The organism is Pseudomonas sp. LA5 (assembly GCF_028640825.1).
Lineage (GTDB): Bacteria > Pseudomonadota > Gammaproteobacteria > Pseudomonadales > Pseudomonadaceae > Chryseomonas > Chryseomonas aestiva.
The window spans coordinates 61,514-78,119 of record NZ_JAQYZY010000049.1 but is presented as its reverse complement, the minus strand read 5'-3'; the positions used below and the strand labels follow the sequence as shown (position 1 = coordinate 78,119).

Genomic DNA, 16,606 nt, shown 5'->3' with positions numbered 1-16,606 from the left:
GTCAGATACCTGCTTTGTAGAGTTGGGAAAACAGGCGCGAGCGGGTCTGTTTCGGAGAACAGAGCACGTAGCTCAGCGCCATCAGCACCAGGGTCAGGCCACCGCCCAGGGCGAGGGTGGCCAGGATGGCGAACCGCTCCTGCGGTTGAATCTCTTGGTACAGCAGCTTGCTCAGGCCCACGCCGATGGCGGTCACCACCACGGCCACCAGCAGGTCCTGGTTCCAGTAGCGCTGCAGATTCGGCGCGAAGCGGCCGTGGACGATCATCGGCCAGATCACGAAGGGGATCAGGCGCATGAAGAACCAGGCCAGCGCTGCGCCATAGGCGCCGTAGTGCAGGACCACCAGGATCACGATGGGCACCGAGATGGCCGCGGATACCAGGCTGTACCAGACGTGCAGGCGCAACTTGCCGTAGGCGTACTGCAGATAGAACTGGAACTGGCTCAGGGCGAGCAGCGCCGAGCCCAGGGCGTACCAGAACAGGATCGGCTCGCTCCAGTGGGCGGAGACCTTGTCGCCGGTCCAGGCAAAGACCAGCGCCTCGCCATGGAAGGCCACCATGGCCGCCAGCGGCAGCAGGATGGCGAAGGCGAAGCGCGCCGCGTTGCGATAGAGCCGTTCCAGTTCGAGCGGTTTGTCCTGGGACACCAGCACCGTCATGCGCGGCAGCAGGGCCTGTACCAGCGGGTTGGTCAGGGTGACGATGCCGGTGGAGATCAGCGCCACCAGGCTGAAGTAGCCGTACTCGGCCAGGGGCAGCGCCTTGGACAGCACCAGCTTGTCGAGCTGGGTCAGGGCGATCCACAGGATCGAGGTGAAGGACATGCTCAGGGCGAAGGGCACGATGGGCTTGACCCGCTGCCAGTCGAAGCCGCTCCACCAGGTGGGGTTGGGCAGCAGCCGATAGGCCTTGAGCGCATAGACCAGCATCTCGAACACGGCGACGAAGGCCTGGAACACGAAGAAGTCCAGCGGCTCCTGGGAAATCCACATCACCAGGATCAGGCCGCCGAAGTAGCGGACGGTGGCGATCAGCACATTGACCAGATTCAGCCAGCCGTGCAGCTCGACCCCCTGGACGCCGCTCTTGTACAGCGTCGACAGCAGGCGGAAGGCGATCATCAGCCCCATCAGGCCGATGCAGTGGGCCACGGTCTCGGTGGGCAGCCCCTGGACGTTGAGCCAGTGACCCGCCATCCACTCCGAGTTCAGCTCGATGGCGACGAAGGCCAGGGTCGCCAGGGGGATGAAGATGAATTCCAGCGAGCGCAGCAGCTGGCCGCGGGTGCGCCCGGCGCCGGTCTGGCCACGGCCATGGGCGACATCGCGCACCAGGGACGCGGAAATGCCGACGTCGAGGAGTTGCAGCCAGGTCTGCAGCACGGCGAAGAAGCCGATCAGACCATAGGTTTCGGCACCCAGATGACCGAGATACATCGGCTGGATCAAGATGCCGATCAGCAGCGCATAGGCTTGGCCGGCATAGTTGATCAGGGTGTTGCGCAACACCGACACTTTCGCGGGACTGGTCATGGGAGATAGCGGGCCAGGGTCAAGTTAGAGCAGGAGAGGAGTCGCCGGGAAAATCCCAGCTCGGCAGCAGCTGTGCCGGGGTGATGAGTGCCCGCAGGGATTCCATGCTGGTCTTTTTTTGCTGCGCGAGGAGCAGGGTGTCGATCAGCAGGTCCTGGGTCGCCTGCGGCAGGTCCGGGTAGAGCGGCACGCAGAGGATGCGGTGACTCAGCTTGCGCGAGACCGGCTTGATCGCCTGGGGCTGCAGGTAATCCAGGGTTTCCAGCGACGGATAGAAGTAGCGGCGCGGATTGATGCCGACGGCGTTCAGCGCCTTCTTGGTATCCAGCAGACTCGGCTCGTCGCGCAGGGCCACCGGGAAGTAGCTGTAGTTCAGCTGGGTGCCGTAGGTGGGCCGCTGCAGGTCGAAGGCGCCTTGCAGGCGTCTCTCATAGTGCTGACCGATGACGGCGCGGCGGGCCAGGATGTCTTCCAGCTCGTCGAGGATGCACAGCCCCATGGCCGCGGAGACCTCGTTGAGCTTGGCGTTGATGCCCACGCCTTCGATGCGCTCGGCATCGACGATGCCGAAGTTGATCATGCGGCGGACGCGCTCGGCGAGCTCGTCGTCTTCGGTGATGATCGCGCCGCCTTCGATGGTGTGGAACAGCTTGGTGGCGTGGAAGCTGACGGTGGTGATGTCGCCCCACTGCAGGACCGAGCGGCCTTCGAACAGGGTGCCGAAGGCATGGGCGCCGTCGTAGACGACCTTCAGGCCGTGGCGGTTGGCGACCTGCTGCAGGCCGCGCACATCGCAGGGATTGCCGAACACGTGGGTGGCGACGATGGCCGAGGTGTCGTGCTCGATGGCGGCTTCGACGTTGGCCGGATCCAAGTTCCAGGTTTCCGGATGGATGTCGGCGAACACCGGCCGGATCCCTTCCCAGTGCAGGGTGCTGGTGGTGGCGACGAAGCTGAACGGCGTGGTGATGGCGCTGCCGGTCAGGCCCAGGGCGCGGTAGGCGACCTGCAGGGCCAGGGTACCGTTGTTGACCAGGATGATGTTTCTGACGCCCAGGTAGTCGCGCAGACGCTCTTCGAGCTGAGCGTGCAGAGGGCCCTGGTTGGTGATCCAGTTGTTGGCGTAGATCTTGTCGATATACGCCTTGAAGCGTTCCTTATCGCCAAGGTAGGGCTTGGTCACATTGATCATGATCCGGTACCTGCTTATCGAGTCCTTGATACGTGTCGGTTCGGTCAAGCGTGTTCGGCGACCGGACTGGCCGGTTGCCGGAAGGCGGCGCCGGGCTTGTCCAGACGTTCCAGAACCGACTCCAGGGCCTCGCGACTGGCATCGTTGTGGAACTGCCAGACCCCGTAGATGCGTCCGGAAAAGGACGCCTCGCTCCCCAGGCGGGGATCCACTGCCAATCCCGAGCCCAGGCCGAACAGGTGCAGGCCCTTGAGGCGCTGGCCGTGCTGGTCCAGTGGGCTGCCGGCGGCATCGGAGTCCAGACCGCCGCGCAGGGTGCGCAGGGTCAGCGGACGGCCGTCCTGGCAGCGCAGCTCGGGCACGACGGGCTGGTAACCCATGCCCTGCACCAGCAGGGCGGCGCTGTCGAACAGCGTCCGGGCGTTGGCCAGTTGTTCGGCGCTGCCATCCAGTTGCAGCGTCTTGACCTTGACCGGGGTACCGCCGATGCCCTGACCGGCAAGGACCTGGCGGCCGATCTCATGGGCGCGGTAGCGCAGTCCGCCGGAGCGGTTGACCCGCTTGGAGATGGGGCAGATGTCCTGCAGCGGGTCGAAGGGGTAGCCGGCGGCCAGGGCTTCGGCGGCGGTCTCGTAGAACAGCCGGATCGGTGAGCGATGGACCAGGGTCAGTTCGCGCAGACCATCGTGGTGCAGGGCGCTGGCCAGGTTGTCGAGGGCGGAGAAGGCGCTGTGAGAACCCCCGACCACGCAGATCGGACCGCCATCCTTGAGGCGGGCCCGATAGCGCTGGCGCAGGGCTTCGGGTTGCAGGCGCAGCAGATTGTCGGAGCTGTCGATCGAGGCACTCTGGGGCAGCTGCAGGCCCATGGCCTGGATGCTTTCTTCGAAGCTGTGGCGGGTCTGCTTGCCGCCCAGGTTCAGCACCAGGCTGGAGGTGCGGACGCGGCGGATGGCGCCGGCCTGTTCCAGCCAGACGACATAGCTCGAACCTTCGCAGGTCACTTCGGTGATGCGGGTCTGGCGCCAGGTGGGGATGCCGTACTGGCGTTCGAGCCAGGGCAGGACCAGGCCGGCGGCCTGCTGGAAGAGCTGGCCGACGATGGGCAGCGCCGGTGCTTCCTGGGAATTCAGCTTGAGGTGGCGAAAGGTCGGGGATGCTTGCAGCGGGGCCAGGATGGGCGCCAGGAGCGGATCGCGCAGGCAGTCCAGAAAGACGTCGCTCACCGAGTTGGCGATGATCTGATAGTCACCCAGCTTGCCGGCACCGAGTTCGGTCCCGGCATCGACGATGATGGTGCCGGCCTGGGCAAGTTGCTCCAGAGCACCGCGCTTGATGGCATTGAACAGGAATCCCAGGCCTGCCGGACCGGCACCGCCAATTAGACATCCTAATGTCGATTCCGATAGATCATTCCTTGCCATCGGGGCATCCTCTCTGTGCGCCTTCAAGGCGCAATTAACGTGATTGAAACTGGCTTTCACAGTGCCCGGCAGTCAGCAAAAAATGCAGCGGATCGTTTTAATCTTTATTGACTTAATGACCGTCTGATGAATGTCGGTCAGTACCTGTTTTAACCCTTGCCAATAATTAATCCGCCCGTGTCGGCAGCAGAAGTAAGAGAACTTGCTCGAAGCTGTCTGCCAAGCACTTTCCAAACTAAACCGGGCCAGGCCGTCGATGACGGGGGCAGGCCGAAGTTGGCCTGGCTGAGCCACTTGCCGGCTTGCTGTGGGCAGGGTTGAAGTTGCCTGGGTAAAAAGAATTAAGTCCCGCTCGGGTGACATCCCTGTAGTCCTGCAGGTGCTCGCTGGCACGGTGATCGTCCCCTTCTGTCCAGCACCGGGCATGGCTACCGCACAGGTTTGCCGTGACTTGGGTGGTAACCAGTCCGGTTGGGACATGGCTACCGCACGGGTTTGCACCTGGACGGGATGAACAGAGGGTTATTTACCGATATCAAGACCTGACAATGTTTGAGCAGGGACTTGAGAAGCCATCGGCGAGACGCAGAGGAGGGGGGAGGTAATGCTGTCTTCCCTGACCTGAACGGCGGCTGGTTCAGCGCGCAATCCCAGCGCTACTTCGAACTTGTCGCAATGATTGTCAAAAGGGTTAGCACTGTCAACGCGAGGTCCGGAGGGGAAATCCGGCCAGCGAGACGGCTATCGGCGCTGTTGTTATCAAGGAATCGGCGGCCAAATGAGGTGTGCTTGGCAAAAAATCGCCCAGCCCCGCGGCTTTTGGTGAAGGGGGTCGCAAAGCTTCTGCTGTCGAGGTCGATAAGTGTGACGAATATTTTGGCGATTGGTTAACAAAACCCAGGGGCCTAGTAGACGACCGGCGAGCACGAAAAATCAGCCGTTCAGCATTTGGTATTACTGACTTTACGGCCGGCCTGACCAGCCTTCCAACAGGGAGGGAAGTTCGCTCAGACTGCGGATCTCCGCATCCGGCTTGCCAGGACCCTGCCAGGGGTTCTGCAAGGGGTTGAACCAGACGGCGCGGATACCGGCGCGCTGGGCGCCGGCGACATCGTCCACGGGGTTGTCGCCCACGTGCACGGTGGCGTCGGCCGCGATGCCGGTGAGACGCAGGGCCTCGCGGAAAGGCGTGGGGTCGGGTTTGCCGACGCCCAGCTGCTCGGCATTCAGGGCAAAGCGGAAATAGTCGGCCAGGCCGATGGTCTGCACATCCGCATTGCCATTAGTCAGCACCCCCAGGGTATAGCGATCGGCGAGGCGCTCCAGGGTGGGGTGGACGTCGTCGAACAGGGTGACCTGCTGACGAGCGGCCAGATAGACCGCGAAGCCCGCCTCGGCCAGCTGGGCAGCCTCGGGCTCGACATAGCCGGCATCGAGCAGCGCCTGATGGATGACCCGGCGGCGCATTTCGCTGACCCGGTGCTTGAGACCGGCGTCCTGCTGCAGCAGGTGATCGCGGATCGCCCAGAGATGCTCGACCGGAACGCTGCCCAGCCGCGGTGCGGAGGCGGCGAACCAGTCACGCAGCAGGGCTTCGGCGGAATGGATGACCGGCGCGATTTCCCAGAGGGTATCGTCGAGGTCGAAGGTCACGAGGCGAATCGTCATCGGCTGGCCTTGCGCTTGGCGCGGGGGTGCGCCTTGTCATAGACCTCGGCGAGCTGGCCGAAGTCCAGGTGGGTGTAGATCTGGGTGGTGGCGATGTCGGCGTGGCCGAGCAATTCCTGCACCGCGCGCAGATCGCCGGAGGCGCTGAGCATGTGGCTGGCGAAGCTGTGCCTGAGCATGTGCGGATGCAGGTGCTGGCCCAGTTCGCGCACGCCGGCCTCGCGCACCCGCAACTGTACCGCGCGGGGCGTCAGGCGCAGGCCGCGCTGGCCGATGAACAGGGCGTCGTCGCGCGGTGCGGCCTGCAGCCGGACCTTGAGCCAGGCCTCCAGGGCGTCCCGGGCCTTGCTGCCGATGGGCAGCACCCGCTCCTTGTTGCCCTTGCCGCGCACCTGGACCAGCCCCTGGACCAGGTCCACGTCCGCGAGATCCAGTCCGACCAGCTCGGAGAGGCGCAGTCCGGAGCTGTAGAAGAGTTCCAGCAGCGCCTGGTCGCGCAGGCCGAGGAAGTCGTCCTCCACGGCGCCATCGAGCAGCTGCATGGAGCGGTCGACGTCGAGCACCTTGGGCAGGGCCTTCTGTGCCTTGGGGGGCGTGAGTCCATGGGCCGGATCCTGGCTGCAGTGGCCTTCGCGGATCAGGTAGAGATAGAAGCCGCGGCAGGCCGACAGCAGCCGCGCCAGGCTGCGACTGGAGGCGCCGGCCCGGTGCAGCTGGGCGATCAGGGCGCGCAGGCGGCGACTGTCCAGGCCGCCCCAGTCGCTCAGGCCTTCGGCTTCGACGAAGGTCAGCAGCTTGCGCAGGTCGCGCCGGTAGCCGTCGAGCGTGTGGGGCGAAACCTGACGCTCCAGCCGCAGGTGGTCGAGATAGGCATCGAGCTGGACCTGCATGCTCCGCTCCCGGGCTCAGCGCACCGTACGCAAGGGGACGGGAAAGCGCGGCAGTACCCGCGCCAGGACTTCCGCCACGTGGCTCAGGAACAGCGTGCCCAGACTGCTGCGGTAGTGCTGGGGATCGGGGCTGCCGATCGCCAGGACGCCATGCAGGCCCTGGTGGGAGAGGGCGGCCACCGCTGCCGAACCAACCTCTTCCTTGGCCGAATCGCCGAACAAAAAGGCCAGTTCGTGGGCGCGCAGGACACCGCTGGTGGTCTTCTCGCCGCCCAGCAGGCCGCCGATCACCTTTTGTGCTTCGGCGGGCGTGACGCTGCGGCCGACCGGCAGGGGATGCTCGTGGAACAGGATGAGGCCGACGTAGGGCACCTTGAATTCATGGCGCAGGCTGTCCTCGACGGTGCCTATCACCTCTTCGAGGCTGTTGGCGTCGAGCAGGCCGATGATCAGCCGCCGGGTCTTGTCGAACAGCCGGTCGTTGTCCCGCGCCACGTCCATCAGGTGGGTGAGGCGATGGCGCATCTCGCCATTGCGATCGCGCAGCAGACCCAGTTGCCGCTCGACCAGGGAGATGGCGGTGCCCCGCTGGTGGGGGACGCGCATCTCCGCCAGCAGCTCTTCGCGATCGGCGAAGAAGTGCGGATGATCCAGCAGCCAGTCGGCGACCTGGTCCGCGGTCAGTTCGGGGGTGTCGCTCATACTCTTACCTGGCCTTCGTAGACACGGGTGGCCGGACCGGTCATGAGCACCGATTGACCGACGCCGTCCCACTCGATGTTGAGCAGACCGCCCGGCAATTCGATGCTGACCGGCGATTTCAGCCAGCCCTGGCGGATCCCGGCCACGGCGGCGGCGCAGGCGCCGGTGCCGCAGGCACGGGTTTCGCCGACGCCCCGTTCCCAGACCCGCAGGCGGGCGCGCTGGGCGTCGATGATCTGCAGGAAGCCGATGTTGGCCTTTTGCGGAAAGCGCGGATGGCACTCCAGCTTGGGACCGAGGGTGAGCACCGGTGCCTGGTCGACGTCGGCGACCCGCAGCACGCCATGGGGATTGCCCATGGAGACCACCGCCAGCTCGACCGTCTCGCCCTCGACCTGGATGGCATGACTCAGCGTCTCCGCCTCGGCGATGAAGGGAATCTCGGCTGCCTGCAGGCGCGGTGCCCCCATGTCGACGCGCACCATGCCATCGCCCTTGAGGTGCAACTCGATGATGCCGTTCTTGGTTTCGACGCGGATCTGCTTCTTGACCGTCAGGCGCTTGTCGAAGACGAAGCGGGCGAAGCAGCGGGCACCGTTGCCACACTGTTCGACCTCGGAGCCATCGGCGTTGAAGATGCGATAGCGAAAGTCCACGTCCGGGGTGCTGGGGGTCTCGACGATCAGCAGCTGGTCGAAGCCGACACCGGTCTTGCGGTCACCCCACAGACGAACGTGCTTGGGCTGGATGTGCGCGTGCTGGCTGATCAGGTCGAGGACCATGAAGTCGTTGCCCAGACCGTGCATCTTGGTGAAGCGCAGTTGCATGGAACTCCCCTCAGGCCGGCAGCCGGCTCTCGCCTGCGAAGAGTTCTTCCAGCGTCTCGCGCCGACGGACCAGGTGCGCCTGGTCGCCATCCACCATCACCTCGGCCGCACGGCCACGGGTGTTGTAGTTGGAACTCATGGTGAAGCCATAGGCCCCGGCGGAGCGGATGGCCAGCAGATCGCCTTCGGCCAGGACCAGCTCGCGGTCCTTGGCGAGGAAGTCGCCGGTCTCGCAGATGGGACCGACCAGGTCGTAGCGGCGGGCGTCGCCCTCGCGCGCGGTCACCGGCTCCACCGCCATCCAGGCCTGGTACAGCGCCGGGCGGATGAGGTCGTTCATCGCCGCGTCGACGATGGCGAAATCCTTGTGGGCGGTGTGCTTGAGGTATTCCACGCGGGTCAGCAGGATGCCGGCGTTGGCGACGATGAAGCGGCCGGGTTCGAACACCAGGGTCAGGTTGCGCCCGACGATGCGTTCGCGGATGGCCTGGATGTAGTCGCCGGCCAGCGGCGGCTGCTCGTCGCGATAGCGCACGCCCAGGCCGCCGCCGAGGTCCAGGTGGCGCAGGACGATACCGCGCTCGGCGAGGCGATCGATCAGCGCCAGTAGGCGGTCGAGGGCATCGAGGAAGGGCGGCAGGGTGGTGAGCTGGGAGCCGATGTGGCAATCCACCCCGAGAATCTGCAGATTCGGCAGCTCGGCGGCGCGGGCGTAGACCGCCTCGGCGTCGGCGATGTCGATGCCGAACTTGTTTTCCTTGAGACCGGTGGAGATGTAGGGGTGGGTACCGGCGTCGACATCGGGATTGACCCGCAACGAGATCGGCGCGACCACACCCAGCTCCGCGGCCACCTGTTGCAGCCGTTCCAGCTCGTCGGTGGATTCGACGTTGAAGCAGTGCACGCCCACTTCCAGGGCGCGGCGCATGTCGTCACGGGTCTTGCCGACCCCGGAGAACACCACCCGGCGCGGATCGCCACCGGCGGCCAGGACGCGTTCCAGTTCGCCACGGGAAACGATGTCGAAGCCGGCGCCGAGGCGGGCCAGGACATTGAGCACGCCGAGGTTGGAGTTGGCCTTGACCGCAAAGCAGACCAGGTGCGGCAGACCGGCCAGCGCATCGGTATAGGCACGGTACTGCCCCTCGATGTGCGCTCGCGAATAGACGTAGGCGGGGGTGCCGAATTCCTGCGCCACAGCGCTCAGGGCTACCCCTTCCGCATGCAGTTCACCTGCACGGACAGCGAAGACTTCCATGGTGGCTCCCTAGAACACGTCGTGGCGGTGTTCTTTGGCGGCTTTCTGGTCGTCGGGCAGGTACAGCGGGCCTTTCTGACCGCAGCCGGCCAGCAGGCAGGCGCAGGCGATGAAGAGGAGAGACAGGCGCTTCATGACGCTAAACCTATGCGAAAAGATGATATTGCACCGAGTATAACGGGGTTGAGCGACTCTTTGACACGCCCGGATGGCTGAAGCGCAGCTGCCGGCAACAGCTGCGACTGGACGCCATCTGGGCGGCCCGCTACCGTGCGGCGATTGTTTCCCTTCTTTCGAGGATCGTCATGAGCCGGCTCAGCGAAGCGCAATTCCATCACCTCGTCGACCAGACCCAGCGCCAGGTCGAAGACGCCTATGACGACAGCGGGCTGGACCTCGATCTGGAAAATGCCGGTGGCGTGCTGACGATCAAGTTCGACAACGGCAGCCAGGTCATCCTCAGCCGCCAGCCCCCGCTGGTGCAGCTCTGGGTGGCGGCGCGGTCGGGTGGCTATCACTTCGACTGGGATGGCCAGAGCTGGATCTGCGACACCTCGTCCGAGACCCTCGGTGCGCTGCTGGTGCGGGTGACCCTTGAGCAGACCGGCGAGAGCGTCGCCCTGCCCGGGGTGTAACGACCTGCGGTCGGTGCGGCTTGACCGCTGCCAAGACCCCTGTGCTAGCGTGACCTGACGGCGCCTTTCGAGCGCCGTTTTCTTTTGCCGCCTCCAAGCGGCTTCCCGCTGGGCGCCCGCCGCCCGTCATCTCCGGTGGTCCGGCCGCCTCGCGCGGTGGGGATCGCACCGTCTTGTCCTCCAGGAGTCCGCCATGCGCCATGCATCGCCCATTACCGTTTCCGCCGTCGATCTGCCCCGTCTCGAAAGGCTGCTCGACGCCCTGCCCGAATTCGGGCCCGTGGCCGAGGCCCTGGACGAGGAACTGGCCCAGGCGCGGGTAGTGGCGCCCGAGGAGATCGGTGCGGTGGTCACCATGAATTCGCGGGTGCGTTGCCGCGAGACCGATACCGGCAAGGAGTACCAGGTGGTGCTGGTCTATCCGGAGGACGCTGGTGGCGAGGGGCGGGTCTCGGTGCTGGCGCCGGCCGGCAGCGCGCTGCTCGGCGCGACGCCCGGCGAGCACCTCAGCTGGCCGGTACCCGGCGGCAAGGAGCAGCAGGTGGAACTGCTGGCGCTGGAGCCGGCCGAGGCCTAGTCGTCCGCGACCTCGGGCAGTTCCGGTAGAGCCCGTAGCAGGCGCTCGTAGTGGGCGCCGTCGAAGGGGCGATCGGCGTCGAGCATGGCGGCGATTTCGTAGGACAGCGCCTGGGCCATCAGCAGCACGGCCTCTTCGCGCTCGTAGCCGACCAGGGTCAGCTTGTTGAGCACGGCCTGGACATAATCCGGCTGGCCAGCGGCGAGCTGGTTCTCCACCGCTTCGATCAGATGGGAGGACACGAAGGATTCTTCGTCATCGGCGTGGTCAATCATGTCTGGATACCTTTTGTTACAGTGCGACCCCTGATTCTGGCCTGGAGTCTTCTCGATGATCACCTGCTATCGCCTGTCCGCCGACGAGCTGGTCGCGCAGCCCTTGTCGCCGGGAGACCCGCTGCCCGCGGATCTGCTCTGGGTCGATCTGCTCGATCCCAGTGAGGCGGAAGAGCGCTATCTGGAGCAGGCACTGGCGATGGACATCCCCACCCGGGAAGAAATCGCCGAGATCGAGGAATCCTCGCGACTCTATCAGACCGACCAGGCCCTGCACCTGACCACCACCGTGGTCAGCGGCTTCAGCGAGCATCAGCCGCAGGCCTCGGTGGTCAATTTCGTGCTGACGCCCGAGTGGCTGGTGACGGTGCGCTACGCCGAACTGGCCGCCTTCAAGACCTTTCTCGGCAAGGCCCAGCAGCAGGCGAGCCAGCACTGCCGCAGCGATGTCATCTTCGCCTCGCTGCTGGACAGCCTGGTGGACCGCGTGGCCGACATCCTCGAATCGGTACAGGCGCATCTCAATCGCCTGGCCAAGGCGGTGTTTCGCGAACCCCTGGACCCCCATCAGGCCAAGCAGCCGAAGACCGACCTGCAATCCATCGTCAAGCAGCTCGGTCGCAGCAACCAGCTGCTGGCGCAGCTCAGCGAGAGTCTGCTGGGCATCAATCGCATCGTTTCCTACCTGCGGCGCGCGGGTGCCACCTGGATCTCCGGCACGGCCAAGACCTGGTTCAAGACGCTGGAACGCGACGTCCGCTCGCTGAGCGATTACCAGGCCAAGATGAACGGCGAGATCGGCTTTCTGCTCGACGCCACCCTGGGCCTGATCAGCGTGGAGCAGAACAACATCGTCAAGGTGTTCACCATCGCCTCGGTGCTGTTCCTGCCACCGACCCTGGTGGGCACCATCTACGGCATGAACTTCAAGGTCATGCCGGAGCTGGACTGGCATTTCGGCTATCCGCTGGCGCTGGGCGCCATGGTGGTCTCGGCGCTGATTCCCTATGCCTGGTTCAAGTTTCGCCGCTGGCTGTAGCCGGCGGCATCCATCGCACCTCGAGGAGGCAAAGCTATGCGTATCGGATTCATCGGTCTGGGTGGCATGGGCCAGGGCATGGCCGCCAATCTGCTCAAGGCGGGCCATGAGGTGGTGGTCTGGAATCGCTCCTCGGAGCCGGTCCAGGCGCTGGTCGGGCAGGGTGCCCGCGCGGCAGCGACGCCGGCGGACGCCTTCGACGTGGAGGTGGTCTTCAGCATCCTGGCCAATGACGCCGCTACCCGCGAGGTGATCCTCGACAGCGGCGCCCTGCAGCAGGCACGGGCCGGACTGGTCCACGTCAGCATGGCCACCCTGTCGGTGGCCCTGGTCGACGAACTGGTCGCGCGCCATGCCGAGGCGGGCGTGGGTTATGTGGCGGCGCCGGTGTTCGGGCGCACCGACGTGGCCGCCAGTGGCCAACTCAACATCGTGGTGGCGGGCGAGCCCGAAGCGATCCAGCGCGTCCAACCACTGCTCGACGTCCTGGGGCGCAAGACCTGGCCGGTGGGCACGGAGCCGCGGCAGGCCAATGTGGTCAAGATCGCCGGCAACTTCATGATCGCCAGCGCCATCGAGACCATGGGCGAAAGTACCGCCCTGGCGCGCAGCTATGGCGTAGAGCCCGCGGCGCTGCTGGAGATCCTCACCAGCACCCTGTTCGCCGCGCCGGTGTACCAGAACTACGGCCGCCTGCTGACCGAGCGAAAGTTCTCGCCGGCGGCCTTCAAGCTCAGCCTGGGACTCAAGGACGTCGGCCTGGCCCTGGCGGCCGGTCAGGAAAAGGCGGTACCGCTACCCTTCGCCAGTGTCCTGAGAGACAACCTGCTGGAGGCCGTCGCCCAGGGCGAGGGCGATCTGGACTGGATCGCGCTGGGGCAGAGATCGCATAAGAAGGCCGGGCTCGACTGAGCGCCTGCCTACTTGCAGGCGGTGCCCAGCGCCGCCAGCGACAGCGGGTAGAACTGCAGGTTGTAGCCCGAGGTCTTGGCCTGGCTGCAGCGCTTGGTGCTGTAGAGGCCGTAGTCGATGATCATCACCGGCTTCTTCTGGGTGCGGAAGTAGCTGTAGGCGTTGCACTCGGCGTAGTCGTAGCAGCTCTCGTTGAGGGCGAAGTCGAACTTGCCGTAGAGGCTCGGCACCAGGTCCACGGCGTTCTTCAGACCCACCAGCAGACTGCGCCTGTGCGCCTCGTCAGCCAGCCAGTTGAGGAAGTCCAGCTGCTGGGCCTTGGTCAGCTTGAGACCGTTGGGATTGCTGAAGCCGTCGACGTTGTCCGGATCCACGCCCTGGCAACCCTTCTGCAACGCCAGGTCCAGCCGCTTGGCCAGCAAGGCGCGGACGTCGGCACGGCGGATGTCCAGCCAGCGTTCGCCCGGCCAGGCGTCCAGCGCCTTGCCCAGGGCGGCCTTTGGATAGAGCGCGGCGTCGGGCCGCCAGTCTTCCCAGGTACCGGCGCTGAAATAGCAGATCACCGTCTTCCCATTGCCCTTCAGATTGGCGATCACCGCCTTGCTGGTGTCATAGAGATCGATGTCGTAGAGGGTGCGATTGGGCTTTTGCAGCACGCCGTTCAGCTGGACATGCCAGGTGAGCGTCTGTGGCAGCGGTGGCGGCAGGGCGGCCTGGCTGGAAGCCGCGGCGAACATTCCGCAAAGCAGGATGGAACAGGCTGAAAGGCGCATGAGACTTGACTCGAACGGCTGGTCAAGTCTCCAGTATCGGCTGCCGGGTCGCAGTCCTGAGCGCCAGTCGTCGTACCTATCAACGGCTGGTCGGCCGTCGTCTGACCGGCTTTCCGGCCCCCTTGCGCAGAGAGCCCTGGCCTAGAGCCCTTGTCTTCGGCTCAGGCGCCTGCTCGACGGTGGAGTGAGCCCTTACACCCGTTCGCCCTGCCGATGAGCGGCAGGGGCGGGGTCTTCGGCCGGCGGCTTGCACGCCCGCCCGCGGAGCTGCGAGCGAGCAGCGCAGTGGCCGGATCAGCGCTGGGCCAGCAGCGCGCGACCGCGTTGCACGGCGGCGCGGACCTGGGCCGGGGCGGTACCGCCGATATGGTCGCGAGCATTGACCGAACCTTCCAGGGTCAGGACGGCGAAGACGTCCTGCTCGATCTGGTCGCTGAAGCGCCGCAGTTCGTCCAGGCTCATCTCGGCCAGGTCCTTGCCGCTGTCCACGCCGTACTTGACCGCGTGGCCGACGATCTCGTGGCAGTCACGGAAGGGCAGGCCCTTGCGCACCAGGTAGTCGGCGAGGTCGGTGGCGGTGGAGAAGCCACGGCGGGCCGCCTCGCGCATGATCTCGCGCCTGGGCTTGATGGCCGGGACCATGTCGGCGAAGGCCCGCAGGGAGTCGCGCAGGGTGTCGGCGGCGTCGAACAGCGGTTCCTTGTCTTCCTGGTTGTCCTTGTTGTAGGCCAGCGGCTGGCCCTTCATCAGGGTCAGCAGGCCGGTGAGGGCGCCGAACACCCGGCCGGTCTTGCCGCGCACCAGCTCGGGGACGTCCGGGTTCTTCTTCTGCGGCATGATCGAGGAGCCGGTGCAGAAGCGGTCGGGCAGGTCGATGAACTGGAACTGGGCGCTGGTCCAGAGCACCAGTTCTTCGGAGCAGCGCGACAGGTGCATCATCGCCAGGGAGGCCGCGGCGCAGAATTCGATGGCGAAGTCGCGATCCGAGACCCCGTCCAGGGAATTGCCGCCAATGGCCTCGAAGCCCAGCAGTTCGCAGGTGACCTGGCGCTGGATGGGGTAGGTGGTGCCGGCCAGCGCGGCGCTGCCCAGGGGCATGCGGTTGACACGCTTGCGGCAGTCGACCAGGCGCTCGTGGTCGCGGGAAAGCATCTCGAACCAGGCCAGCAGGTGGTGGCCGAAGGTCACCGGTTGCGCGGTCTGCAGGTGGGTGAAGCCGGGCATGATGGTATCGGCTTCGGTCTCGGCCAGTTGCAGCAGGCCTTCCTGCAGACGGTTGAGCTCGACGAGGATGGCGTCGATCTCGTCACGCAGCCACAGGCGGATGTCGGTGGCCACCTGGTCGTTGCGGCTGCGTCCGGTGTGCAGCTTCTTGCCGACCACGCCCAGGCGCTCGGTCAGGCGCGCCTCGATGTTCATGTGCACGTCTTCCAGGTCGACGCGCCACTCGAAGGTGCCGGCCTCGATCTCGCCGCGGATCTCGTCCAGCCCGGCGATGATGGCGTCGCGCTCGGCTTCGCTGAGCACCCCGGCCTGGGTCAGCATGCGGGCATGGGCCTGGCTGCCGAGGATATCGTGGCGATAGAGGCGCTTGTCGAAGTCCACCGAGGCGGTGAAGCGGGCGACGAAGGCGTCGACGGGTTCGCTGAAGCGTCCGCCCCAGGACTGGTTGGTTTTTTCGCTGCTCATGGATCGGCCTGCTGCTGGGCTTGTCGGTAAGGATGAGAAGGGGCCGATGATAGCAGTCCCGAGCGGGCGCCGGCCCGATTCAACGGAGCCGACTTGCCGACGAGTGGTATCTGACCCACACTGCCTCCATGATACTCGAACGCCGCAAAACTCCCCGACCGGTCAAGGTCGACGACTTCTTCGTCCCGGCGCTCTGCGAACCGGAAGCCCTGCTCGTGCTGGTGGTGCTGGCCGAGCTGCTGGTCCTCGTCCTGGTGCTGGCAGAGCCCTTCACCCTGCAGTTCAACTGGATCCGCCTGGCGCTGGTGTCGCTGTTCGTGCAGTGGATCGTGCTGCTGTCGGCGGCGCTGCTCTGTCGCCTGCGGCCCTGGCTGGCACGCCATCGACCGGTGGTGGCGGGCGGCTTCTGCTGCGCCATCGTGGTGGCCCTGACGCTGCTCTGCACCCTGGTGGCCGACTGGCTGCAGCTGGCCGGACCGCTGCAGCGGGTCGGCGAGGTGCGGCTGTACATGAGACACGCGCTGATCGCCCTGATCATGTCCATGCTGCTGCTGCGCTACTTCTGGCTGCAGAGCCAGTGGCGCCGCCAGCAGCAGGCCGAATTGCAGTCGCGCATCGAGTCGCTGCAGGCACGCATCCGCCCGCATTTCCTGTTCAACAGCCTGAACAGCATCGCCAGCCTGGTCGCCCTGGACGCCGACAAGGCCGAGCGTGCGGTGCTGGACCTGTCGGCGCTGTTTCGCGCCAGCCTGGCCCAGCCGGGCAGCCGGGTACGCTGGTCCGAGGAGCTGGAACTGTCGCGGCGTTATCTGGAGATCGAGCGCCTGCGCCTGGGCGATCGCCTGCAGCTGCAGTGGGACGTGGACGGGGTGCCGGCGGACCTGCCGATTCCCCAGCTGACGCTGCAGCCGCTGCTGGAAAACGCCCTGATCTATGGCGTCGCGCCGCGCATCGAAGGCGGCCTGGTGACCATCTTCGCCACCTACCGGGACGGGGTCTTCGAACTGGTCATCAGCAATCCCTATGACCCGGAGGTGGAGCAGCAGCCACGCCCACCCAAGGGCACCCGTCAAGCTTTAAGCAATATCGAGGCGCGATTGACGGCACTTTTCGGACCAGCTGCGAGTCTCAAAATCGAACGCCGCGACCAGCGGCATACAACGTCTCTTCGCTATCCATGCGAGCGACTCATGCGGGAAGCCTGAGCT

At 65.6% G+C, this 16,606-nt stretch carries 17 protein-coding genes; 5 read left to right on the top strand and 12 right to left on the bottom strand.

The window, feature by feature from the left end; translation table 11 throughout:
• Position 1: 1 nt before the first annotated feature.
• The 9 genes from PVZ72_RS17195 to lptM form a co-directional block, all read right to left on the bottom strand.
• On the bottom strand, positions 2-1,537 hold the full coding sequence (locus PVZ72_RS17195; RefSeq protein ID WP_273862563.1) for a lipopolysaccharide biosynthesis protein: 1,536 nt from the start codon (positions 1,535-1,537) through the stop codon (positions 2-4).
• A gap of 19 nt (positions 1,538-1,556) precedes the next feature.
• Entirely contained in the window at positions 1,557-2,729 is a 1,173-nt protein-coding gene (locus PVZ72_RS17190; RefSeq protein WP_133860436.1) for a DegT/DnrJ/EryC1/StrS family aminotransferase, read from the bottom strand.
• A gap of 44 nt (positions 2,730-2,773) precedes the next feature.
• Positions 2,774-4,153, bottom strand: a complete 1,380-nt coding sequence (locus PVZ72_RS17185; protein ID WP_273862562.1) for a pyridine nucleotide-disulfide oxidoreductase — start codon at positions 4,151-4,153, stop codon at positions 2,774-2,776.
• 963 nt (positions 4,154-5,116) lie between these two features.
• Positions 5,117-5,821 (bottom strand): HAD family hydrolase, encoded by a 705-nt coding sequence (locus PVZ72_RS17180; protein WP_187980888.1) that lies wholly within the window; start codon positions 5,819-5,821, stop codon positions 5,117-5,119.
• The gene (gene xerC / locus PVZ72_RS17175; RefSeq protein WP_187980889.1) at positions 5,818-6,711 is read right to left on the bottom strand and encodes a tyrosine recombinase XerC; all 894 of its coding nucleotides are present in this window, start codon (positions 6,709-6,711) and stop codon (positions 5,818-5,820) included. Before xerC ends, PVZ72_RS17180 begins: the two co-directional genes overlap by 4 nt.
• Before the next feature lie 15 nt (positions 6,712-6,726).
• Entirely contained in the window at positions 6,727-7,413 is a 687-nt protein-coding gene (locus PVZ72_RS17170) for a DUF484 family protein (protein WP_007161381.1), read from the bottom strand.
• On the bottom strand, positions 7,410-8,240 hold the full coding sequence (dapF, locus tag PVZ72_RS17165) for a diaminopimelate epimerase (protein ID WP_133860440.1): 831 nt from the start codon (positions 8,238-8,240) through the stop codon (positions 7,410-7,412). Before dapF ends, PVZ72_RS17170 begins: the two co-directional genes overlap by 4 nt.
• Positions 8,241-8,250: 10 nt before the next feature.
• Positions 8,251-9,498 (bottom strand): diaminopimelate decarboxylase, encoded by a 1,248-nt coding sequence (gene lysA / locus PVZ72_RS17160; protein WP_133860441.1) that lies wholly within the window; start codon positions 9,496-9,498, stop codon positions 8,251-8,253.
• A 9-nt stretch (positions 9,499-9,507) separates the two neighbouring features.
• Positions 9,508-9,633: an LPS translocon maturation chaperone LptM gene (gene lptM / locus PVZ72_RS17155; RefSeq protein ID WP_007161378.1), complete on the bottom strand. Its 126-nt coding sequence runs from the start codon at positions 9,631-9,633 to the stop codon at positions 9,508-9,510.
• A gap of 170 nt (positions 9,634-9,803) precedes the next feature.
• Between lptM and cyaY the strand changes: the two genes are divergently transcribed.
• Both cyaY and rnk read left to right on the top strand, forming a co-directional pair.
• Positions 9,804-10,133 (top strand): iron donor protein CyaY, encoded by a 330-nt coding sequence (gene cyaY, locus PVZ72_RS17150; protein WP_187980890.1) that lies wholly within the window; start codon positions 9,804-9,806, stop codon positions 10,131-10,133.
• 193 nt (positions 10,134-10,326) lie between these two features.
• Entirely contained in the window at positions 10,327-10,710 is a 384-nt protein-coding gene (gene rnk / locus PVZ72_RS17145; RefSeq protein ID WP_007161376.1) for a nucleoside diphosphate kinase regulator, read from the top strand.
• On the opposite strand, the gene PVZ72_RS17140 is transcribed toward rnk, so the two are convergent.
• Complete coding sequence (locus tag PVZ72_RS17140; protein ID WP_187980891.1) at positions 10,707-10,985, bottom strand: hypothetical protein; 279 nt, start codon at positions 10,983-10,985, stop codon at positions 10,707-10,709. The genes rnk and PVZ72_RS17140 overlap by 4 nt on opposite strands.
• A gap of 55 nt (positions 10,986-11,040) precedes the next feature.
• Between PVZ72_RS17140 and PVZ72_RS17135 the strand changes: the two genes are divergently transcribed.
• Positions 11,041-12,024, top strand: a complete 984-nt coding sequence (locus PVZ72_RS17135; protein WP_133860443.1) for a magnesium transporter CorA family protein — start codon at positions 11,041-11,043, stop codon at positions 12,022-12,024.
• Between the two features lie 36 nt (positions 12,025-12,060).
• The gene (locus PVZ72_RS17130) at positions 12,061-12,936 is read left to right on the top strand and encodes an NAD(P)-dependent oxidoreductase (protein ID WP_273862561.1); all 876 of its coding nucleotides are present in this window, start codon (positions 12,061-12,063) and stop codon (positions 12,934-12,936) included.
• An 8-nt stretch (positions 12,937-12,944) separates the two neighbouring features.
• Here PVZ72_RS17130 and PVZ72_RS17125 read toward each other — a convergent pair whose 3' ends face one another.
• Both PVZ72_RS17125 and argH read right to left on the bottom strand, forming a co-directional pair.
• A complete protein-coding gene (locus tag PVZ72_RS17125; protein WP_273862560.1) occupies positions 12,945-13,709 on the bottom strand; it encodes an endo alpha-1,4 polygalactosaminidase in 765 nt (254 codons plus the stop codon).
• A gap of 294 nt (positions 13,710-14,003) precedes the next feature.
• The gene (argH, locus tag PVZ72_RS17120) at positions 14,004-15,398 is read right to left on the bottom strand and encodes an argininosuccinate lyase (RefSeq protein ID WP_273862559.1); all 1,395 of its coding nucleotides are present in this window, start codon (positions 15,396-15,398) and stop codon (positions 14,004-14,006) included.
• 128 nt (positions 15,399-15,526) lie between these two features.
• On the opposite strand from argH, the gene PVZ72_RS17115 reads away from it, so the two are divergent.
• Complete coding sequence (locus PVZ72_RS17115) at positions 15,527-16,603, top strand: sensor histidine kinase (protein WP_273862558.1); 1,077 nt, start codon at positions 15,527-15,529, stop codon at positions 16,601-16,603.
• Positions 16,604-16,606 lie beyond the last annotated feature (3 nt).